This window comes from Collinsella acetigenes, assembly GCF_012844445.1.
In the GTDB taxonomy this organism is placed as follows: domain Bacteria; phylum Actinomycetota; class Coriobacteriia; order Coriobacteriales; family Coriobacteriaceae; genus Collinsella; species Collinsella acetigenes.
On record NZ_JABBCP010000001.1, the window covers coordinates 342,363 to 364,813 of the forward strand.

General features: G+C 56.4%; 18 protein-coding genes. 14 read left to right on the forward strand and 4 right to left on the reverse strand.

The features are described 5' to 3' along the window. Window positions 1-38 precede the first annotated feature (38 nt). Together HF320_RS01480 and HF320_RS01485 are read left to right on the forward strand one after the other, a co-directional pair. Window positions 39-608 carry a zinc ribbon domain-containing protein gene (locus HF320_RS01480; protein ID WP_169276750.1) on the forward strand — a complete coding sequence of 190 codons (570 nt, stop codon included), beginning with the start codon at window positions 39-41 and terminating at the stop codon, window positions 606-608. Window positions 609-825: 217 nt separating this feature from the next. Continuing rightward, on the forward strand, window positions 826-2,169 hold the full coding sequence (locus HF320_RS01485) for an amidohydrolase family protein (RefSeq protein WP_169276751.1): 1,344 nt from the start codon (window positions 826-828) through the stop codon (window positions 2,167-2,169). A gap of 19 nt (window positions 2,170-2,188) precedes the next feature. Here HF320_RS01485 and vsr read toward each other — a convergent pair whose 3' ends face one another. Further along, complete coding sequence (gene vsr / locus HF320_RS01490) at window positions 2,189-3,142, reverse strand: DNA mismatch endonuclease Vsr (RefSeq protein WP_169276752.1); 954 nt, start codon at window positions 3,140-3,142, stop codon at window positions 2,189-2,191. A gap of 222 nt (window positions 3,143-3,364) precedes the next feature. Here vsr and HF320_RS01495 point away from each other — a divergent pair, with 222 nt between their 5' ends. Together HF320_RS01495 and HF320_RS01500 are read left to right on the forward strand one after the other, a co-directional pair. Beyond that, window positions 3,365-4,177, forward strand: a complete 813-nt coding sequence (locus tag HF320_RS01495) for an ABC transporter ATP-binding protein (RefSeq protein WP_284697652.1) — start codon at window positions 3,365-3,367, stop codon at window positions 4,175-4,177. Next, the gene (locus HF320_RS01500; RefSeq protein ID WP_169276753.1) at window positions 4,167-6,350 is read left to right on the forward strand and encodes an ABC transporter permease; all 2,184 of its coding nucleotides are present in this window, start codon (window positions 4,167-4,169) and stop codon (window positions 6,348-6,350) included. The genes HF320_RS01495 and HF320_RS01500 overlap by 11 nt, the downstream gene beginning before the upstream one ends. An 84-nt stretch (window positions 6,351-6,434) precedes the next feature. On the opposite strand, the gene HF320_RS01505 is transcribed toward HF320_RS01500, so the two are convergent. Continuing rightward, window positions 6,435-7,403 (reverse strand): helix-turn-helix domain-containing protein, encoded by a 969-nt coding sequence (locus HF320_RS01505; protein WP_169276754.1) that lies wholly within the window; start codon window positions 7,401-7,403, stop codon window positions 6,435-6,437. Window positions 7,404-7,701: 298 nt separating this feature from the next. Here HF320_RS01505 and HF320_RS01510 point away from each other — a divergent pair, with 298 nt between their 5' ends. The 8 genes from HF320_RS01510 to HF320_RS01545 all read left to right on the forward strand — a co-directional run bounded on the left by HF320_RS01510 (window position 7,702) and on the right by HF320_RS01545 (window position 18,132). After that, window positions 7,702-9,087: an APC family permease gene (locus HF320_RS01510; protein ID WP_169276755.1), complete on the forward strand. Its 1,386-nt coding sequence runs from the start codon at window positions 7,702-7,704 to the stop codon at window positions 9,085-9,087. 772 nt (window positions 9,088-9,859) lie between these two features. Next, complete coding sequence (gene ptcA, locus HF320_RS01515; RefSeq protein ID WP_169276756.1) at window positions 9,860-10,933, forward strand: putrescine carbamoyltransferase; 1,074 nt, start codon at window positions 9,860-9,862, stop codon at window positions 10,931-10,933. 116 nt (window positions 10,934-11,049) lie between these two features. Further along, window positions 11,050-12,489 carry an APC family permease gene (locus HF320_RS01520; protein ID WP_169276757.1) on the forward strand — a complete coding sequence of 480 codons (1,440 nt, stop codon included), beginning with the start codon at window positions 11,050-11,052 and terminating at the stop codon, window positions 12,487-12,489. Between the two features lie 297 nt (window positions 12,490-12,786). After that, entirely contained in the window at window positions 12,787-13,992 is a 1,206-nt protein-coding gene (locus HF320_RS01525) for an agmatine deiminase family protein (protein WP_169276758.1), read from the forward strand. Window positions 13,993-14,125: 133 nt separating this feature from the next. Continuing rightward, complete coding sequence (arcC, locus tag HF320_RS01530) at window positions 14,126-15,088, forward strand: carbamate kinase (protein WP_169276759.1); 963 nt, start codon at window positions 14,126-14,128, stop codon at window positions 15,086-15,088. A gap of 141 nt (window positions 15,089-15,229) precedes the next feature. After that, window positions 15,230-15,670 (forward strand): hypothetical protein, encoded by a 441-nt coding sequence (locus HF320_RS01535; RefSeq protein WP_169276760.1) that lies wholly within the window; start codon window positions 15,230-15,232, stop codon window positions 15,668-15,670. Further along, entirely contained in the window at window positions 15,667-16,191 is a 525-nt protein-coding gene (locus tag HF320_RS01540) for a helix-turn-helix domain-containing protein (protein ID WP_169276761.1), read from the forward strand. The genes HF320_RS01535 and HF320_RS01540 overlap by 4 nt, the downstream gene beginning before the upstream one ends. Window positions 16,192-16,329: 138 nt before the next feature. Further along, a complete protein-coding gene (locus HF320_RS01545) occupies window positions 16,330-18,132 on the forward strand; it encodes an amidohydrolase (RefSeq protein WP_169276762.1) in 1,803 nt (600 codons plus the stop codon). A 70-nt stretch (window positions 18,133-18,202) separates the two neighbouring features. Here HF320_RS01545 and HF320_RS09165 read toward each other — a convergent pair whose 3' ends face one another. Then, the gene (locus HF320_RS09165) at window positions 18,203-18,997 is read right to left on the reverse strand and encodes a LuxR C-terminal-related transcriptional regulator (protein ID WP_169276763.1); all 795 of its coding nucleotides are present in this window, start codon (window positions 18,995-18,997) and stop codon (window positions 18,203-18,205) included. A 184-nt stretch (window positions 18,998-19,181) separates the two neighbouring features. Here HF320_RS09165 and aguA point away from each other — a divergent pair, with 184 nt between their 5' ends. Then, a complete protein-coding gene (aguA, locus tag HF320_RS01555) occupies window positions 19,182-20,303 on the forward strand; it encodes an agmatine deiminase (protein ID WP_169276764.1) in 1,122 nt (373 codons plus the stop codon). Between the two features lie 95 nt (window positions 20,304-20,398). On the opposite strand, the gene HF320_RS01560 is transcribed toward aguA, so the two are convergent. Then, window positions 20,399-21,043, reverse strand: a complete 645-nt coding sequence (locus HF320_RS01560; RefSeq protein WP_169276765.1) for a GNAT family N-acetyltransferase — start codon at window positions 21,041-21,043, stop codon at window positions 20,399-20,401. A 244-nt stretch (window positions 21,044-21,287) separates the two neighbouring features. On the opposite strand from HF320_RS01560, the gene HF320_RS01565 reads away from it, so the two are divergent. After that, on the forward strand, window positions 21,288-22,340 hold the full coding sequence (locus tag HF320_RS01565) for a 3-deoxy-7-phosphoheptulonate synthase (protein ID WP_432417933.1): 1,053 nt from the start codon (window positions 21,288-21,290) through the stop codon (window positions 22,338-22,340). Window positions 22,341-22,451 lie beyond the last annotated feature (111 nt).

Consider the following 22,451-nt stretch of genomic DNA (forward strand, 5'->3'; position numbering starts at 1 on the left):
CTATGCCTTTGGCCCATATAAGATTGGCAGGTGTCATAATGACCGAAGAAGAGCTGAACGTACAGGTACAGGCTGCGCAAGATGAGATTGCGCGTTTGCGCGAAACGTTTGGTCCCGCCTATGCCAAGCTAGGCGAGGCGCTGTACCCGGTCGCGCGCGAAACCGAGCTCGCTACCCGTTTTGCCAATGAGTTTGCCGAGGTAGACGCCATTAACGCGGCGATTGATGAACAGAACGCGGCAATTGAGGCCGCCCGTGCCGAGTATGAGACCGAGCAGACTCGTATTGCCGAGGAAGAGGCTGCCCGAGCCGCCGAAGAGGCCGCGCGCGCCGAGGCCGAGGCCGCCGCTGCTGCGAAAGCCGCTGCTGTGGAAGAGCCGTTGGAGTCTGCCGACGAGCCCGCAGCCGAGCCCGAACCCGCTCCCGCAAAGGTTCGCACCTGCCCCAAGTGCGGCACGACCCTCCAGCCTACCGACAAGTTTTGCGCCGGTTGCGGAAGCAAAGTGGCGGATCTCTTTGCCCCCACAGCCCCGCATTGCCCTAGCTGCGGCAAGGAAGTCGACGAATCTATGAATTTCTGCATCTACTGCGGAACGCCGCTCAAGTAGTTCCTTGCAGCGGGTTTCCCTGCTGTAAACAGGGTTGGAGACGTTGGTTTTGCGTGCCCGTCATTCCGTTTGGGATGGCGGGCTTTTTTGTTGCATGGGGCTGCGCGGTAAGCGCCGCTGGTGGATTGATGGGCCTCATGGGGCTGTTGCACGGCTGATTCCCGTATACTCAAACGTTAAGCAACACATGTATCCAAATGATGCAGGGGGAGTTACCATGGCAGCGAAGCAGCAGCGCATGTTCGTATTCATTAATGCGACGATTCTCGATGGCACGTGTGACATGGAGCCGCAACGCGGTATGTCCGTGCTTGTCGACAAGGGGAGCATTGTGCGCATTGAGCCTGCGGCGACGGCTCAGCTGCCCGCCGAGGCCGAGATGATCGACCTGCATGATTCTTATCTGCTGCCGGGTCTTATCAACATGCATGTTCATTTTTGCGGCTCGGGAAAGCCCGTGTCGGCGGGAAACGCCGGCGACCTTATGCGCCGCTTGGATAATGCTCCTGGACGCATGATTGTGCGCCATATTCTTAAAGGCTCGGCCCAGCAGCAGCTTGCAAGCGGTGTGACGTGTGTGCGCGGTGCGGGTGACCCTCTGTATGCCGATATCGCTGTGCGCGATGCTATCAATGCTGGACGTTATCTTGGCCCGCGCATCGTGGCGCCGGGTACGGGCATCACCGTGCCCAATGGTCACGGTGCGGGCCTTTTTGCCCAGGTGGCCACAACGCCGCAAGAGGCGAGCGACTACGTATGCGATTTGTCTGCGCGCGGTGCCGACGCTATCAAGCTCTTCGTGACGGGAGGCGTCTTTGACGCCGAGGTTCCGGGAGAGCCGGGCGTTTTGCGCATGTCGCTCGAGGTGGCTCGAGCTGCGTGCAAAACGGCCCATGACCTTGGGCTCCCCGTTATGGCGCATGTCGAGAGCACTGAGGGTGTAAAGGTTGCCTTGCAAGCAGGTGTGGATTCTATCGAGCACGGCGCACCCATGACCGAAGAAGTACGCGATCTATTTCTCGGTGCGGCGGGAACGCAGCTCCCCGGGCGTCCCGCGTCGCTCACTTGTACGATCTCTCCTGCCCTGCCGTTTGTGCTGCTCGATTCCAAGAAAACGGCATCGACAGAGGTTCAAAAGCTCAACGGCGACATTGTGTGCGAGGGAATCATCAAATGCGCACGCGAGGCACTTGATGCGGGTATTCCCGTGGGCCTGGGAACCGATTCGAGCTGTCCATATGTCACCCAGTACGACATGTGGCGCGAGGTTGCCTATTTTGCCAAGTACGTGGGTGTATCTACGACGTTTGCCTTGCATACCGCCACGCAGGTCAATGCGGAGCTTTTGGGTCTGGGCAAGGAGACGGGAACTATCGAGGTGGGTAAGGCGGCCGATATCATCGTCTGCCGTAACAACCCGCTGGAAGATCTTTCGCGCTTAAGCCACCTTGAACATGTGATGTGCCGTGGCGTGCTGGCAGACGGCCTCAAGGTTAAACACATGCCCAAACTCGACGAAGATTTGGATTGGATCATGGCCCAGCCGGCCACGGTTCGGTAGTGTGGGAGCTTGCCTTTAGCTACCGTGCCGAGCGAACGATGCCGATAACGCGTTCCATCGTCTGGTCGATGCGATTGCGCTTGAGCTCGCATTCCCAGATCACGATGCTCGTCCAGCCGGCTTTAGCGAGTTCTGCTTGTGCCTTGGCATCGCGCGCGACGTTGCGTGCGAACTTCGCTTCCCAAAACTCGACGTTTCGCTTAGGCACACTGGGGTTGCAATATGGGCAGCGGTGCCAAAAGCAACCGTTGACAAAGATGGCGATCTTGCGGCCGGGGAAGGCGATGTCCGGCCTGCCGGGGGCTTTATTCCACTGCAGGCGATAGCCCGTGAGGCCCGCCTGGCGCAGACGCTGGCGCACGAGCATCTCGGGTTTGGTATTGGCGCGCTTGTTGCCCTGCATGGACTTTTTGATTGCGGCACGGCGACGCACGAGTTCGGTTTCGCTTGCGGAAAGCCCCTGTGTATTCAAGGCGTCCACCAGGCTTTTCTTGGTGCGTTTTTTGGTGGATGAGCGTCTCTTGGGGGCAGGGGGTTCCAGGTTCGCATCGGGAATTTCGCAGGCAATATCGGTTGCCTTTGCGGCGGCGATGAGTGCGCGTACGAGTTCGACATCGGCGGGCATCCACGTGAGGTCTGCGAGCGAGCGCTGCGGCACCCAGCGGATGGCCTTTTGCTGATCGGCGGCAGAAACCTTCCCGCGCGCGATATCGCAAAAGAAGCACTCCATGGATAGGTGAAACGCCTCATAGTCGTATTCAACCGTGTAGAAGGCGCGTAGGTTGTGCACCTCGACGCAGAGCTCTTCTTGTAGTTCGCGGATACAGGCGTCGTAGGCGGTTTCTCCACGCTGCACCTTACCGCCGGGAAACTCCCAAAGCCCTTGCATGTCTCCGTAACCGCGCTGGACGGCAAGTACCGAGTTGTCCTGGGGATTGCGAATGATGCCGGCGGCTACGTGCACGGTCTTCACGGGCAGCAGACTCCTTTGCGGGCTGTTAATCGAGTTCGATGCGGTAATTTTCCACCCGAAGGGGAATGTATGCAAGCGGACACACCATGCTGTCTTACAAAAGTGCAAGGGCCCTGTAAGCCAAATCGATGGCGCCCCGCTCCTTAAGAAACGACTATAGATAGCGAGCATATGCCCTGTTTCTTGACGTACGATGAAAGCTGATTCTAAGGAGTGGATACGATGTCCCCAGTGTTTTCGGCACAGGCGAACAGTATGCGCGTTGGCGCACCGCCCGTTTTGGAAGTAAACCATATCGAGAAGGTATACGGTTCTCGTGGCGCTGTGACACAGGCACTCAACGATGTTTCGTTTATCGTGGAAACCGGCGAGTTCGTGGGCATCATGGGTGCCTCGGGATCCGGCAAATCGACACTGCTCAACTGCGTTTCTACCATCGATGCCGTGACGAGCGGCGGTATCTTCGTGGACGGCCAAGACGTTACGAAAATTAAGAGCGCAAAGCTTGCAAAGTTCCGCCGCGAGCAGTTGGGCTTTATTTTCCAGGATTCAAACCTGCTCGATACCCTTACAGCGCGCGAGAACATTGCGCTGCCGCTAACCATCGGGCGTCTTTCTGCTGACGAGACGCTCATGCGCGTGCAGGAGATGGCTGCACGCCTCAATATCTCCGATGTACTGGATAAATACCCCTTCCAGCTTTCCGGCGGCCAACAGCAGCGCGTGGCTGCTGCGCGCGCTTTGGTGACAAACCCCAAGCTTGTTATGGCCGATGAGCCCACGGGCGCCCTCGATTCCAAGAACGCTCGCATGCTGTTGGAGAACTTCGAGAACCTCAATCGCACCTATAATGCAACGGTGCTCATGGTGACGCACGACGGCTATGCAGCGAGCTATACCAATCGCGTGCTGTTCATTCGCGATGGCCGCATCTTTACCGAGCTGCGCCGTGGTGACGATACGCGTCAAGCGTTTTTCAACCGCATCATGGATGTGGTTGCCATTATGGGCGGCGAGGTGTCCGATGCTTTGTAAACTTGCCTGGGGAAACGTTCGACGTGCCAGTCGCGACTACCTCATTTACCTGCTTACGCTCGCTTTGGGCGTGACGGTCTTTTATGCCTTCAATACGATTTCACTGCAGGTTGATATCGCGGGCATCAAGACTGCCGGCATGCGTGAGGTCATGTCCGAGCTGCTCTCCGGGCTCACCATCTTCCTTGCGGCCGTTATGGGCATTTTGATGGTCTATGCCAATAACTTCATCATGAAGCGCCGTAAGCGCGAGTTTGGCTTGTACCAGGTATTGGGAATGACGCGCGGACAGGTGGCGCGCATAATGGCCTATGAGACGTTTATCGTTTCGGGGGCGGCACTCGTTCTTGGCATCATCTGCGGCATCGCCCTTTCTCAGCTCATGGTGTTTTTTACCGCATCGCTCTTTAAAACCCAGATTTCGAATTTCCATTTCTTTATCTCGCCGAGCGCTCTGTTTATAACGATAGAATGTCTTGTCGCGATTTTTGTAGTGGCTTTGTTATTCAACTTGCGTGTTGTAGCACGCGTCAAGCTTGTGGACCTCATGGGCGCCGAGCGCAGACACGAGAGCATCAAAACCAGAAACCCCCTGTTGTCGGGCATCGTTTGCTTGGTTGGCCTTGCGCTGATCATTTGGGCATATTGCCGCCTGTTGCACGATGGCCTGCCGCTTACTGCTCCTGTAGACCAGATTGATTTTGCCACGAGGCGTTTTGGAATCACTACGCTCATGGTGACTGCGGGCACGGTTGCCTTTTTCTTTGGACTTTCAGGACTACTCCTCAAGCTTTTGCAGACCATGCGCAAAGTGTACTGGCGCGGCCTCAATATGTTTACCGTGCGCCAGCTGGCAGCAAAGATCAATACCATCTCGATGTCCATGGCAATCATCGCAATGATTTTGTTTTTTGCAATCACGTCGGTTACCTGCGGTATGTCTATAGTGAGCGCTATGAACGCGAGCCTTCTTCGCTGCACGCCGGCCGATTTTTCGTGCAACGTCATGTACAACAACTCCGAGTTCGTCGATTCGGGCGAAGATGGCGAGATAACGAAGTACGTTATGCCGAGTGAGCCCTACGATGTGCAGGCGGCGCTGGAAGAGCAGGGCGTCGATTTCGCAAAGATTGCCAAGGGCGTCCAACAGGTCGATATCTACTCTTCAGTTCCTGCGGGTGAAGAAGACCCCTCGATCATGCTTGACGATTTAATTCGCCGTTCAAAAACGACGTTGCCGGCAGGCATGGACGAAGCTACTGTCATGTATCAGGGTATCCCGGTTGTCAGGTTGAGTGACTACAACAAGTATTTGGCGTTTCGTGGTTTTGACCAACTTCATCTGGCGGATAACCAGTATCTCATCACCTGCGATATGGGCGATACACTTGATGACATGTTCAATAGCATTCTTTCTGCTGGTACGACGATCACGCTGGGCGGCAAGACGCTTGTCCCGGGGGCGGACAAAGTCGACCCGCAGGCGGGGGCTTTTTGCAATTCGGCAATGGGCCTAAATTCCGGCACCGTGGTTTTGCCCGATGCGGTTGTGAATCAGATGGGATTTGCCCTGCAGAACAGCTCGCTGCTGGTCAATTACAAGGATGGGGCCGATGCCCAGAAGATCGATGCCGAGTTTGCAGATTTGGCCTCCACGAATGGTATTGGAACGGGTGTCGGTGCAAATATTTCCCAGGACGATGGTTCCAATATTGGCTTTTGGGGCGAGTCGATCAATCGCAACGAGATGATCGAGCAAGTCGATGGTATGAACGGTATGATTAGCTATCTTTGCATATACATCGGTTTTGTGCTGGTAATTGCTTGTGCGGCTATCATTTCCATCCAGCAGCTCTCGAGCGTGGCCGATTCTTCCAAGAGCGTTCGCGTGCTTTCTGAGGTGGGATGCGATAGGCTGGCTATCGACCATTCGATTCTTTTGCAGCAGGCGGTGCTCTTTTTCTTCCCACTGGGTGTCGGTCTGGCACATTCGCTGGTCGCGCTGCGGGTGATCATCAGCCTGGTATTGCTTTTTGGCGGGTTTGATATCGGTGGCACCGTGGGTCTTATCTGTGTGGTCTTTCTTATTGCCTATGGTGGCTACTTTGCGCTTACCTATGGCATGAGCAAGTGTATCGTGCGGGGGGCCGTGCGCGTGCGCCACACCGAATAGGGCATTGCCGCTGCCGTTTGGTAGCAAAAACATGCAGGTCGGATAAAGGATGCTCGCAGGCAATGCGCCGGGCGAGCATCCTTTCTAATTGTTCCAGAAGGCCTTAGTGAGGCTTGCGCGGTCGGCGCAACCGGTTTTGACCATGATGTTGTGCACATGGGTCTTAACCGTTCCCAGGGCGAGGAAGAGTTCCTTTGCGATTTCCTGGTTGTTCTTGCCCAGTACAACGAGCTTGAGAACTTCCGATTCACGTTTCGAAAGCTTGTGCTTGGAGGTAAAGAACTCCATCTGCTCATCGACATGGCGCTCGAGGTCGGTCACATCGTTTTTGTCGGGTGCTTCGCGCAGGCGAATCGAGAGCACGCTAAAGGCATAGCGAATGATGAGCACGGCGAGGTAACAGGCAAGGATATTCTCGGAGATATTGCGCTCAGAGAGATAGAGCATGATGTCTTGGTAGTTGGTCCCCATGGGTGCCCAAAGGATATTGTAGGCATCTTCTAGGAGCACAAATACGAGCATGATTGCGGTAACAATGAGGTGTTTCTTGTAGCGGCCAAGGCGCATGCGTTGATTTTCATCTTTGGTAGTCGTGTAGTGATACACGATGTAGCCCAGGACAAAGAACAGGAACACCTGGCGCGTGGTGTAGTACGCAAACTGCATAAAAAGTCCTGCCGGCATGAGGGTAAGGATGAGGGCCTCGGCAGCAAGGAAGACGGTCGGAGGGATAACGAGAAGCTTTTGGGAATGCTTGTCGAGGGCGCGCAAAACTGTGGCCCAGATAAACGCTTGGGAGAGTGTGGCGATGAGCGTGCGCAGGATAGGCATGCTCACGGCGTAGTACTCATAGACGGTAAAGGCGAGGTTTTGCGAGATATGCTCGTTGAAGAAAATCTCGATGATTTCCACCGTGTAGCAAATGAAGGCGCCCGAAGCGTAGATAAAGAGCTTGCGTCCAGAAGATGCCCAGGCAGCAATTGACAGGACAGCCGTGACAATAAAAACGATCAGTATACCCAGGGTGTAGAAGAAGAAAATCGAGCTTGCCATGAGCGCCCCTTCCTAATCCCTCGGCTCGTGGGGGAACATCAACAAAAGGTCCCTGCATTATTTGGCGAACGGTGTATCAAAAATATCCTAAACCATGCGCTGGTAATTTAAGCTGCTTATTTAAACCGGTTTATCCAGGTTATAACTTTTTAAACGGACTTTAATCCGGAATAAACTAACGCCTCGTGGCCTTTGGGACGATGATAAAAGAGCGAGGACCCTGCTTGATCTTGAGCCTCGCGGCCGCTGCCTGCCCGTCGGCAAGCGGTCCCGCTCTCCTCATGAAGGGACCAGGCGTATGCTTGGAAAGAAGTTTTCTCTTATAGACGTGGTGCTGTCCGTTATCTGCGTGGTATTTACCATTGAGGCCGCAGCCCCCGCTTCCGCCATGGGTAACGTTCAGTTCTTCTGGTGGGGGTTTTTGATCGTTACGTTTCTGCTGCCTTATGGCTTGGTGGTGGCAGAACTGGGTACCGCGTATGACTCATGCGGCGGTCTGTACGATTGGGTCCGCGAAGGTTTGGGCGACAAGTGGGGCGCTCGCTGCTCCTTGTGCTATTGGGTTAATTTTCCCCTGTGGATCGCAAGTCTTGCCTGTATGGCGCCGAGCATCATTCACTCTCTGTGGGGCATCGAGCTGACGCTGGGGGTCAAGATCGCACTCGAGCTCATCTTTGTGTGGGGCGTAACGCTGCTGGCTTTCTCGCCCGTTTCCGATTCTGAGTGGATCATGAACGGCGGGGCAATTATTAAAGTCTTTGTCGTGCTGGTGGTGGGTGCCTGCGGCGTCTGGTTTGCTTGTACGCAGGGTTTTGCCAACGATATGAGCCCTCAGACGTTCATTCCCGATTTTTCGGATACAAAATCGTTAACGTACCTCTCGATCATCCTCTTCAACTTTATGGGATTCGAGGTTGTAGCAACCTTTGCCGGAGCCATGAAGGATCCCTCGCATGATATCCCCCGAGCCATTATCGTAGGCGGTATTGCCATTGCTGCGATTTATATACTGTGCGGCATTGGAATCGGCGCGGCGGTACCCACCGAGCAGCTCTCGCTTGACTCAGGGATAGTGGATGCCGTGGCGGCTATGCTGGGATCGGCGCATCCTCTAACCGCCGCGGTCGGAATCGCCTTTATGGTGACGCTGTTTGCAAATATGACCTGCTGGTCGTTTGGCGTAAACCAGGTGGCTTGCTATGCCGCGGGGCACGGCAACATGCCCAAAATCTTCTCGCTGTGCTCCAGGCGCACAGGTATGCCAATTGGCGCCGCTATCATGAACGGGGTTATCGCAAGCTTGGTGCTGCTGCTTCAGATGTTCTTGGGCGAGGATTCCGACGTGTTTTGGGTCTTGTTTTCCACCAATGTCGTGTTTTTGCTCTTGAGCTATATTCCGATGTTTCCTGCTTTTTGGTGCTTGCGTATATACGACAGCAAGACCAAACGCGTTTTTCGTGCTCCGTTTGAGGGCAAGGTATTGGCCGCAGCGTTGGCCCTACCTGTAATCGAGCTTGTTTTGGCTATCGTTGCCACCATCGTTCCTTTGGGCATGGGCGCAGAAGAGCTCGCGAAGCTCCCCATGCTTTTGAGCGTCATCGTTCTCGCAGCGGTGGGGGAGGGCGTCCGTATTTACTCGAAGCGGGGCCGTACGAGCGATTTTCCTGGTGTGGCAAAGCGCTAGCGTGTTTGTGGCCTGCGTGCATCGGGCCCAAGTCTTGCTAAAAACAATGAAATAGAACGCAAAAAAGCGCGGTCCGAAGGCTTTCGGGCCGCGCTTGCGTTTGCTTACAAGGGCGTATTTCGACGTATCAGAAGATAATTACAGTGAAGCAGAAGCGACGTGACCAAGGTAGGTGCGATCTGCCAGATGCCTGCGAGGGGCCGTGCTATCAAAAGCGCACGTGGAGCAAAGATCCGCAAAAAAGGTCTGAATCGCAAGAACAAAGGAACTGATTGCTGCCACTGCCACTCCAAGTCGTTCGTCTATAGCCCATGTACCTGGGCATGTTGTCAAATCTACCAAACAGGAGTGTACCGGGGGCGCTTGTTCCCGTTAAAGGAGAGTCGCGATGCGCACAATAAATGCAACGCGAGAGCACAAAATTTAAACAATTAGAACGACAGGGATGAGGAAGGTTTAGTCCGGAAGCAGACGGCCTGGAGACGGAAAAAGGGGTTTGAAAAAATGCTTTAACTGGGTAAAGTAAGCGAATTTGAGATAAACCGCACACGGACGGTGAACGGTCGTTCAAGATGTAATGAAAAAAGGTGTACTGCATCTACCTGCTGGTTTGTGCAGGTTTAGGGAAGGTCTATTTCTTTAGGCGGCCTTTAATCTCGAATAAACTAACGCTTTTCCGCCAATGTGGGAATCATGGAGTTAGCGACAAAGCGGATGCGAAATAGATCGTGTCCACAAGGAAAGTCGGTGCTGCCGACGGAAAGGAATCGCAATGGCGCTGCCCAAGGATTTTCTCGACACTAATGACTTCACCAAAGAGCAGATTCTCGCTATTGAGGATCTTGGCCTGGCAATGAAGAAGGCCATCAAGGTTGACGGCTTCTATCCTCACCTGCTCCGTAACAAGAGCCTTGGCATGATCTTCCAGCAGGTCTCCACTCGTACCCGTCTTTCCTTTGAGACCGCCATGTGCGACCTCGGTGGCCACGCTCAGTTCTATGGTCCTGGCACCATCCAGCTCGGTGGCCACGAGTCCCTGGGCGACACTGCTCGCGTCATGGGAGACCTCCTCGACATCATGATGGCTCGCGTTGACCGTCACAAGGACGTCGTCGGCCTCGCCGCTGGCTCCGCTGTGCCCGTCATCAACGGCATGTCTGAGTTCAACCACCCCACTCAGGAGATGGGCGACCTCATGACCATGCTTGAGAACCTCCCCGAGGGCAAGAAGATTGAGGACTGCACCCTCGCCTTCATCGGCGACGCTACCCAGGTCTGCCTCTCCCTCATGTTCATCTGCTCCAAGATCGGCATGAACTTCGTGCAGTTTGGCCCCAAGGGTCACCAGATCTGCGACGGCGCTCTGCATGTTGGTACCCCCGAGGAGCGTGCTGAGTTCGGCAAGAAGCTCATGGCCATCGGCGAGGAGAACTGCAAGGTCTCCGGCGGCTCCATCGTCATCTCTGACGAGATCGACTGCATCAAGGGTGCCGACTTCATCTACACCGACGTGTGGTATGGCCTGTACGACGAAGAGGTCGAGGGCGAGAACTACATGGACGTCTTCTACCCCAAGTATCAGGTCACCATGGACATGATGAACTTCGCTGGCCCGAACTCCAAGTTCATGCACTGCCTGCCCGCTACCCGCAACGAGGAAGTCGTCGACGAGGTCATGGACGATCCCGAGCGCTCCCTGTGCTGGGTCGAGGCCGAGAACCGCAAGCACTCCATTCGCGCCATCCTGGCTGCCCTCGGCAACCGCACCCCGATCAACGACGAGAACGTCGAGTACTCTGCCAAGGCGGAGCTCCACGCCGCTCTCGACGCTCTCGAGCAGCTCTAAGCTATCGCCTTTCTTTCTGATGGGCGGCAGATGCTCGTCTCTTGCCGCTCATCATCTGCGCCACTGCGCATGAGCACTGGTGCGCTGTCTGAAAACGACTGAGCAAAGGACTAATTATGAGTGACGGAAAGAAAAAGCTTTCCTTCCTGACGGTCATTTCGACCATCATCTGCGTCGTCTTCGTGTGCGAGGCCGCCGCTCCTGCTGCCGCCATTGGCAACCAGCAGTTCTTCTGGTGGATCTTCCTGATCCTCACGTTCCTGCTTCCCTACGGCATGGTTGTTGCCGAGTTGGGAACCACCTATGACGGTGACGGCGGCATTTACGACTGGGTCCGCGATGGCCTGGGCGATAAATGGGGCGCTCGTATCTCTTACTACTACTGGGTCAACTACCCCCTGTGGATTGCTTCTTTGGCAACCATGTTCCCCGACATCCTGGGCATGGTTTTTGGTGTTGAGTTCAACATCGTCGCCAAGATGGGCATCGAGCTTGCCTTCGTGTGGATCGTCTACCTCATGGGCCGCTCCAAGGCTGCCGACTCCGAGTGGGTCCTCAACGGTGGCGCCCTGATCAAGGTCGCCGTGGCAATTATCGTTGGCGCTCTGGGCATCTGGTTTGCTATGGAGAACGGTTTTGCGAACGATATGTCCGCAACCACCTTCCTCCCCGAGCTCACCAACACCAATGCTTTGGGCTATCTGTCCATCATCATCTTCAACTTCATGGGCTTTGAGGTTATCTGCACCATGACCGATGATATGGCCGATCCTGCCAAGGACATCCCCAAGGCAATCATCGTCGGCGGTCTGTCCATCGCTGTCATCTACCTGTTCGCTGGCTTCGGCATCGGCGCAGCTGTGCCCGCCGATTCCATCGACCCCGACTACGGCATGATCGTTGCAGTCCAGACCATGGTGGGCAACTCCATGCTCTTCAAGGTCATCTGCATCGCCTTCCTGATCACCCTGTTCGCCAACATGGCCGCTTGGTCCTTCGGCGTCAACTCCGTTGCTCGCTATGCTGCTGAGCACGGCAACATGCCCAAGGTCTTCGCTTCCATGATCTCCAAGGACGACATGCCCAATGGCGCCAACCTGGTCAACGCTGTCGTTGCCTCTTTGGTTCTCTGCCTGCAGCTGGTGCCCATCGACGCCATTTCCAACGGTGTCTTCTGGATGCTCTTTGGTACCTCCGTTGTCTTCCTGCTGCTCACCTACATCCCGATGTTCCCGGCGTTCCTCAACCTTCGCAAGAACGACCCCAACCGTGAGCGCATCTTCAAGTTCCCGTTCAAGGGCGCGATGATGAAGGTCATGCTGGCCATCCCCTGCATCGAGCTCATCCTGGCCATCGTTGCAACTCTGGTTCCGTTCTCCGCCGACGAGTTTGGCGACAAGATCCCGATGATCGTCATCTTCATCGTGCTTGTGCTTATCGGCGAGGTTGTCCGTATTGTCTCCGCTAAGGGCCGCAAGGAAGAGTACAAGGGTCTGACCCCTGAGCTCGCAGCCCAACGCCTGGCTGAGGAAGCCGAGGCTGGCGACGAGGAGTAAGGCATTTGCCCCTTCTCGGTGCCTACCACCTTATTTTCGATGAGATGGGCTGCGCACCCCTGTCTCCTTGCGCGGCCCGAACTCACCGCCCACGAGTGCGGATATCGACTCGTTGAGGTAATCAAGTGACGTTGCTCTTGAGCTCTCCCTGTGCTCATCTCCTCTCTCGGCGTCATCGGGTCCTCAAACTAACCGGTCGTCCGGCGGGTGCGACCAAAAACAAACCCGCCGCACTTTGGTGTTTTGCCGCGGGCACTCGCGCCTGCGGTGCGATCGCTACGGTTTGGAGGAAATCACATGCGTACGATCACTGAATCCGAATCCACTCCTAAGGCCGATGGCTTCTTTATGCCTGCAGAGTTTGCTCCGCAGGATCGCGTGTGGATGGGCTGGCCCCACCGCACCGACACCTGGGCTCATGGCGCCAAGCCTGCTCAGAAGCAGTACGCCGCCATCGCTCGCGCTATCGCCGAGTTCACTCCGGTCTTCATGTGCGCCAACCAGGTTGACTACGCCAACTGCAAGGCTGTCTTCGAGAACGACGAGAACGTCACCGTCATCGAGATGACCACCGACGACGCTTGGTTCCGCGACACCGCTGCCACCTACGTCATCAACGGCAAGGGCGAGAAGCGCGCTAACCACTGGCACTTCAACGCTTACGGCGGCCTTGTCGACGGCCTGTACTTCCCGTGGGACAAGGACGAGCAGATCGCCCTCAAGATGGCTGAGCTCTCCGGCTGCCGCCGTTATCGTCCCGACGACATGATTCTCGAGGGTGGCTCCATCACCGTCGACGGCGAGGGCACCCTTGTCGTTACCGATCAGTGCCTCCTGTCCCCCGGTCGCACCTGCTCTGCAGTGCTCGAGGAGGAAGAGGATCCCGAGTCCATCTGGCCTAAGTTCAAGAAGAAGTTCGAGCCCTGGAGCGAGGAGCTTCGCGAGTACATGAACGAGCACCTCAAGGATTACCTCGGTGTCGAGAAGGTCATCTGGGTCAAGGAGGGCATCGATCCCGAGGAGACCAACGGTCACATCGACGACGTTGCCACTTTCATCGCCCCGGGCGTCATGGCCTGCATCTGGACCGACGATCCCGAGTACCCGTTCTATGATCAGTGCCACGCTGCTTACGAGACCCTCTCCAACGCGGTTGACGCTAAGGGCCGCAAGATGAAGGTCTACAAGCTCTGCATGCCCGTGAACCCGCTGTTCATGGACCAGGCTTCCTGCGACACCATCGACGCCGACGAGAACGCTGAGCCTCGCGTCCCCGACGAGCCGCTGATCGCTTCCTACATGAACTACCTCGTGACCAACCACGGCGTTATCGTTCCGCAGTATGGCGACGAGAACGACCAGCTGGCCGTCGATATCCTCCAGAAGATCTATGACGAGGTCTGGGGCGAGGGCGTCTACAAGTGCGTGGGCGTTCAGTCCGAGCAGGTCGTCTTCGGCGGCGGCAACATCCACTGCATCACGCAGCAGGAGCCTTCCGCTTAATGTGACAAAAGTCCTCAGACTTGATTTGTCATATTTAGCCGCGTAATAAAACGCCTTATTCGGGCGCCCCTTCGACTCTGCGCCGGGGCGCCCGTCTGTTTTTCACCCTTCTTTGGTTCGAAAGGAACGAGCTATGTCTAAGCCTCTCGGCAAGCCCGACCGCATCGTCGTCGCCCTCGGCGGCAACGCCCTCGGCAACACCCCGGCCGAGCAGATCGAGGCCGTGGGCAACACCGCCCACGCGCTTCTCGGCCTCATCGAGCAGGGCAACGAGATCATCATCACCCACGGCAACGGCCCGCAGGTCGGCATGATCCAGAACGCCTTCGCCGCCGCCCACGACGTCATCGGCACCCCCTCCATGGACCTGCCCGAGTGCGGCGCCATGTCCCAGGGCTACATCGGCTACCACCTGCAGCAGGGCATCGGCCGCGAGATGCATCGCCGCTACAAGCGCTGGCACGCCGCCACCGTCGTCACCCAGATCGAGTGCGACCCCGACGACCCCGCGTTCAAGAACCCCACCAAGCCCATCGGCCCCTTCTACACCGAGGAGCAGGCCAAGCAAATCATGGCCGAGGACCCCGAGATGACCTTCGTCGAGGACTCCGGCCGCGGATGGAGGCGCGTCGTGGCGTCCCCCGAGCCCAAGAAGATCGTCGAGGCCGACTCCATCCTCAACCTGCTCGATAACGAGTTCATCGTCATCGCCTGCGGCGGCGGCGGAATCCCCGTCGTGCGCGACTACGAGAACAAGGGCTGCTACAAGGGCGTGCCCGCCGTCATCGACAAGGACCTGGGCGGAGAGCTGCTCGCCGAGGACTGCTCCGCCGACGTTCTGTTCCTGCTCACGGCCGTCGAGCACGTGGCCATCAACTTTGGCAAGCCCGACCAGCAGGAGCTCGAGGAGCTCACTGCCGACGAGGCCGAGCGCCTGGCCGACGAGGGCCAGTTTGGCAAGGGCTCCATGGAGCCCAAGGTCCGCGCGGCCATCAAGTTCGCCCGCTCCCGCAAGGGCCGCACCTGCATCATCGGCGCCCTGGACAAGGCCGCCGAGACCATGGCCGGCCTCTCCGGCACCCGCATCACGGGCTAGTTTCGCCCATGCGCTGGGGTGGGGGATATGCGTCTCCCACCCCTCCTTTCTTTGGCTGGATTTTGCGCTGAAGACAGCGATCGGCATGTCTTTGGCGTAAAGGTCATCCACAGCACATATCAATGAGCGAAAGGTCCGGTAGTGAGCGCGTTCTACTTCTTCTACGGAATCACGTTCGTCTTGGTTTGCATGGTGGCGGTGTGCGTATCGGTATGCACGTACCTCGTCTCACATCGAACAAGCTACTTGACGGTCTCGGCCTTCTTTTTCTTTGACATGCTCGAAAGCGCCATCGTATTCCTCGATGAGTATCAGGGCCGTAAGATGATGGCGGATATCCTCAGCAACCAATTTCCCATGACTCATCCCATAACAAAACTCGTCCTATCGATTGGAATCATGACGAGCATGTGGGCATTTGCATTGGCGATCGTAAACAAGACGAGCCGGCTTCACGTGCTCGTGCCCTGCATCGCCTTTTCTGCTTTCGAGGCTATGTCGCTTGTATTGCAGCCCGATTCAATCAAACAACTCACCTTTTATGCGTTGCGCTCCTTGTTCATGTCGTGGCGTTTGGCATGATTTTCGTCTGTTACCGCAAAAGCAAGCCGATGGCGCGAAAGAGCTTCTACGCACGCTACGGTAGGTTTCTCATTGTGATGGCCGTGTTGACGGCGTTTGTTCTAATCGAGGATGTACGCGCTCTCGGGCTGAATATCGGGTGGACCGAAGGCATCGATTACCTGTATTTTGTCTGCGGCAGAAACATCCCAGAGAACATCATGAGCGTGGTAGCCGCGATATATACCGTTCGCACGGCGTCGCGGATCTTATCGTTGCGCTTTTCTGCTCCGCCCACAACGTCTGGCACCTCTGCCAAGCAGATTGCGGAGCTCCGTTTCTCGGCATTCTGTGACCAGCGCGGTATCTCCGCGCGTGAACGCGAAGTGCTCGACCTTCTGCTCGATGGCCAGGATAACCGCGCCATAGCGAATGATTTATTTATCTCTGTCGGCACGGTCAAATCGCATGTTCACACGATATTCCGTAAATGCGGTGTCTCATCGCGGTCCGAGCTTCTTCAGAGCTTTTGGGCAGGTTAAAGGCAGGGTTATAGGGGATATAAGCCTCCGCTTACGGCAATAACCCCGTTTGTGCAGACAAGTTTATTCCCGGGGGCGTTATTCAGGTGATAGCAAGCGTCGCGAAAGCGCGGCGATGTCAACAGAAAGGTGGGTAATATGAAGACCTCTATCCCTCCCGTTTCTCGTAGAAGCTTTCTTGGCCTGAGCACGTTGGGCGCTGCGGCTGTTGCGGTGGGTGCCGCCGGTTGCGCCAACAATTCTTTAAATGCCGGAAGCACCGGCAGCGCGATTTCCGATAAGGCATCCATCGTCTTTCGTAACGGCACGATTCAGACGATGGTCAAAGAGGGCGACACCGCGGCCGCTCTGGCTGTTTCGGGCAACAAGATCGTATATGTAGGCGAAGACTCCGGTGTTGACGAGTACATCGATGACAACACGCGCGTCATCGATCTTGATGGCGGTATGGTGACCCCCGGCTTTATGGACGGCCATATCCACGCTCCGGGCAACTGGGTGACCGCGCTGTACGAGATCGATCTTACCGAGGGCACCACGATCGATGAGTATAAGAAGGCGATCAGTGACTTTATAGCCAAGCACCCCGATGATAAGGCTTACGTTGGCGGCTCGTTCATGATCAACGCCTTCGATCAAGAGGATGGCACCAATCCCGGCCCCAACAAGTCCATCCTCGATGAGATCTGCTCCGATAAGCCCATCATGCTATGCGATGTTTCCTATCATTCGGTGTGGGTCAACAGCCGTGCGCTCGAGCTTGCGGGCATCGATAACGATACCCCCAATCCCACGGGCGGCATCATCACCCGCGATGCAAACGGCGAGGCGACTGGCTACTTGATCGATTCTGCTGCCACTATGGTGAGGGAGGTTGTCTCCGTCGAGCATACGGACAAGGAGCTTGAGAACGCTATCGACAAGTACCAGCAGGCGGCTGCGAAATACGGTATCACCGGCATTACCAACCTGAGCGCCGTGGGAGCGTCTACGGCACAGGATTGCCAGTTCTATACTGACCTTGAGAAAGATGGCAAGCTTAACCTGCGCATGCGAGTACTTCCTACCATTACGCCCGGCATGACGGCTAAAGAGGCCCTTAAAACCGTGAAGGATCTCAAGAAGTTCGATAGCAACATGATCTCTACCGGTACGGTCAAGATCTTCTCTGATGGCGTTACCGAGGGCGGCAGCGCCGTGATGCTCGAGCCATATACCTCCGCCGCCGGTAAAGGCGATAACTGGTACGGCGAGTCCGTCTGGGATCAGCAGGAGTTCAGCGACATGGTGGCCGCCCTCGACAAAGAGGGTGTTCAGATTCATGTTCACGCGATCGGCGACGGCGCCGTCCACAATACGCTCGATGCCTACGAGCGCTGCGCCAAGGAGAACGGTGAGCGCGATGATCGTCGCAACACCATGACGCATGTGTGCGCAATCACCGACGAGGACATTCAGCGCGTCGCTGATCTCGACATCGTGTGCGCGCTGCAGTTCCTGTGGATGTATCACGATTCTTTGTGCGACCTCGAGATCGCCTTTGTGGGCGAGGATCGCGCCATGAAGTTCTACCCCGTCAAGAACATGCTCGAGGCCGGCTGCTTTATCTCCGGTGCGAGCGATGGCCCGGTCACCGGCTATGCGCCGCTCGAGGAGATCGAGGTGGCCGTTACGCGCAACAGCCCGTATCCCGAGGAGGAGGACACCGATATGTACCGTTGGCCCGAGCAGGCCATCACGGCATATCAGGCGCTTGAGGCATATACCAAAAACGTTGCCTTCGAGAACTACATGGAGGATAAAATCGGTACGCTCGAGGTGGGCAAGCTCGCCGACCTCACGGTGCTCGACCAAGACATCCTTCATTGCGATCCCAAGAAGATCTCCGACACCAAGGTGCTCTTTACCATCTCTGATGGCCGCGTTGTTTACGAGGGTTAATCGGTAGATAGCAGTCGGATTCAAGCGGGCGCCCGACCAAGCGGTCGGGCGCCCGCTTTTTATGGCCCATCTACGTGTCGCGCAGGCGTGCCACAAGACCCATCCTGTTTGAGACTCCCAGCTTGCGATAGACGGCATTGACATGCTTTTTGACGGTGGATTCAGAGATGAATAGCGACTCCGCCATCTGTTTGTTGGTGTATCCGTCTGCCATTAGTTGGAGAATCTCCATTTCGCGCGGGTTGATGCCCACTTGCTCGGCAAGGGCGGCGATGGGGCTGATATTTCTCGCTTGAACAACAAAGCCGCGCGGATAAAGCTCGCCCAAGCGCAAGCTCAGGTGCCGTGCAAGCTCTTTGAGAATGTGCATCTCAAAACCGGTGAAATCCCCTGCCTCGCGCTCGCGAAAGAGCGTGACGGTACCTAAGGGCGTGCCGTGTGCTGCCAGCGTGGCGCTGCAGCCAAAGTACACGCCTTGCGGCTGCATCCACTCGCGGAAGATGGGGGTTTGATCGCGACGGTCGACGTCAACGAGATCGAGGTCTCGGTATACGTTGACGGCATGAAGGTCAAAGCTCCACGTGGTGTAATCCATGGCGGCATAGCGTTGGTAGTAGGCATCAAGCTCTGCTTGGTCCATAGTCGTGCTTATGGGGTCGATATAATCCGTTTGACCATCTTTCCCCATCGTTACAAGATCGAACATCGAGATGCGATGGGGGATGATATCTTTAATGTGCTCAAGGCTTCCCCGTTGAATATCTGCGAGCTCGTGCTGCGCGTGAAGCCATAGGGAGAACTCGTTGATTGCCTCCCATGCCTTGCTGTCCAGAGGTTGCTTCGGGTCAAGTTCGTTGTGCGCCACCGTGCGTCTCCTGTATTTCGGCTGTCTGTGGCTATTATCGCACGCTGTTGAACACTAGAACTTTAGGGTAACAAAAGGTGCCCATTCGTTCGGCGAAAGGGGAGACAAGGACCATTGAGGGGTCTTTTTCGCAGGGGCATGCTATGTGCTGTCCACAAAAGGCTTTTCGAAAGGAGACGTCCCCATGAAGACCATCTACGAGAGCGAATCGACGCCCAAAAAAGACGGCTTCTATATGCCCGGTGAGTATGAGGAGCAAGAACGCACTTGGATCTTGTGGCCGCACCGTTCGGACGTGTGGCGCTGCGGCGCCAAGCCCGCTCAGAAGGTCTTTACCGAAATCATCAAGACCATCGCTCGCTTCCAGCCCATCACGGTAGGCGTGAACAGCGAGGACTTTCCTGCGGTATGCGAGATTTTCGATGGTGTGGAAAACGTCCGTGTGATCCACATGGAGTACAACGACTCCTGGATTCGCGATCCGGGTCCGGCCTTCCTGGTCAATGATAACGGCGATGTGGCGCTTTCGCACTTCCACTTCAATGCATACGGTGGCTTTGTTGATGGCCTGTACTTCCCGTGGGACAAGGACGCATCCATCGGTCTGCAGGTGGCTCAGCTCGAGCAGGTTAACCGCTATCGTCCGGATGATTACATTCTCGAGGGCGGGTCGTTCAACTGCGATGGTCAAGGCACCGTGGTGACCACCGAGATGTGTTTGCTCAACGAGGATCGCAACCCGCAGTACACGCGTGAGCAGATTGAGGAAAAGCTTGCCGAGTACTTGGGTATCGAGAAGGTCATTTGGATTCGCGATGGCATCGATCCGTTTGAGACCAACGGCCATGTGGACGACGTCGCGTGTTTCTCTGCTCCGGGCGAGGTCTGTTGCATGTGGACCGACGACCCCAACCACAAGTTCTACAAGGAGTGCCAGGAAGCCTATAAGACGCTTTCTGAGGCAACGGACGCGCGCGGTCGTAAACTCAAGATTCACAAGGTGATTATGCCGGCTACCTCGGTATACATGACTGAAGAAGAGGCTTCGACCATCGATCCGGTTGAAGGCGTGCTGCCCCGTACCCCCGAGGATGCCTTTGAGCCGAGCTACCTTAACTTCCTGCCTATCAACGGAGCCGTGCTCGTGCCGCAGTTTGGCGACCCCAACGATGCCCAAGCCCTCAAGGATATCCAGGCGGCATATCCGGATCGCGAGGTTATCGGCATCATGACGCGCGAGGTTATCTATGGCGGCGGTAACATCCACTGCATCACGCAGCAGCAGCCGCGCGCTCGTGTGAAGTAGCAGCGTTCCCCTACAGCAACGGGCCCGTTTCGGTGCTATATGCCGAAGCGGGCCCGTTATCGTTTGCGCAGGCGCCTTGTGCGGTTGGGTTCGCTCTAGGCGAGATCACCGTAGATGTAGACGATAAAGCCATCGCCGGTATCTTGGCTATGGTCTTCGGCGACGCGCTCCATGCCTAGGTGCTCGTAGAATTCCCAGTCGGAACGGTTGTCGGTCATGAGGAAGAATCGCTTGCATCCAAGCTCGCGCATGTGCTCGCGCGCGACTTCGATTAGGCGACGCCCAAGGCCGCAGCCCTGGTACTCGGGCAAAATGATAATGAGGTTAAGTTGGCCATCGGCATAGGGGCTGTCGGATGCACCAAAGCGATTGCCGGTGGCTTTCTCGCGAGAGTCGCCAAACAGGGAGCCTTCAAGATTGTCGTCGGCGGTCTGTGCACGAACGGTTGCTTGATTGAACAGATCATCGTAAGTTTGCTGCCAATAGGGGTTTGTGCGCGGCGCGCCATTGTCGTAGACGCCAACGTAGCATGCAGCGATGACCTTGCCATCCACCTCGGCAACAAGGGCGATGGGCGAGCACTGTGCCTGCATCACGGTATTGAAGCGCGCGACAAGACGCTCGTCCTCTGTGAACCCTCCGCGTCTGAGCCAGCTGCACCATAGCGCAGAATAGATGTCTGCGATCGCATCGGTGTCCGCAAGCTCTGCCGGTCGAATCACAACGTTGTTCAAGTCCATTGAAAACTCCTTGATAGAGGGGGTTATCTAAATGATATGCATGAGTTGCGCAAAGGCGTGCCACCGATTCGGCATCGGTGGCCGATACCTCGGCAAACGCACTGTGCTCCCTGCGGCGCGACGGTATGTTTCGCATATGTGGCCGAGATGTCATTTTTGCCGGTAAAAGACGTTGCACTTTAGTGGGCAAAAGTGGATAATCCAACACATTCGATTTCTCTGGTGTCAGTACCAGGGCGCCACAATACGAAAGCAACAGGTGCATGCCATGGCTATGAATTTCAAGCGCAGGCTTCCCATTCCGATGGAGATTCGCGAAGAGATGCCCCTCGGCCCCGAGCTGATGGAAAAGAAGAAGGACTTCGACGCCGAGGTTGCGCGCATTTTTGCGGGCAAGGATTCTCGAAAGGTGCTCATCATTGGCCCGTGCTCGGCCGACCGTGAGGACTCGGTGCTCGAATATGCCACGCGCCTGGGCAATCTTGCCGAGGAGGTCAAGGACAAGCTCATCATCATTCCGCGCGTGTACACCAATAAGCCACGCACGAAGGGCACGGGCTACAAGGGCCTGCTGCACAATCCCGACCCCGAGTCTCCAGACGATCTGCTCGCAGGCGTAAAGGCCATCCGCCATATGCATCTCCGTGTAATCCAGGAAACGGGCATGTTCACTGCCGACGAGATGCTCTATCCCAGCAACTACCAGTACCTCGTCGATCTGCTGTCCTATGTGGCGGTGGGCGCTCGCTCGGTCGAGAACCAGGAACATCGTTTGGTTGCGAGCGGCATTCCCGTGCCCGTGGGTATGAAGAACCCCACGGCTGGCTCGACCTCCGTCATGCTCAATTCCATCTATGCCGCTCAGGCACACCAGTCGTTTATCTTCCGCAATTGGGAGGTCGAGTGCGACGGTAACCCGCTGGCGCACGCTGTGCTGCGCGGCTATATCGGTCTTGATGGGCGCACCTACCCCAACTATCACTACGAGCACCTGGAGCGCCTGGCCGAGCGTTATACCTCGGAGAAGTACGCGAATCCTGCTGTCGTGGTGGATTGCAATCACGACAACTCGAGTAAGCGCCCCTTGGAGCAGATCCGTATCTGCAAAGAGGTGCTTGACTCTTGCCGCCGCAATGAGGCCGTGGCCGGTCTGGTCAAGGGCTTTATGATTGAGTCTTATCTGGAGGATGGCAACCAGGCGGTTGACGGAGCGGTATTTGGTAAATCCATCACCGACCCCTGCTTGGGTTGGGAAAAGACCGAGGCTCTTATTCGCGAGCTTGCCGAGCGTCTTTAGAACAGTCGGCCCTTAGAGTAGGCGATTGATTGCGCCCGTCGCGAGCGAGTCACGGCGGGCGCTTTGTTGTACGGATTTGCGGGCACGGGGAAGAACGGCCGTCGGTACCAA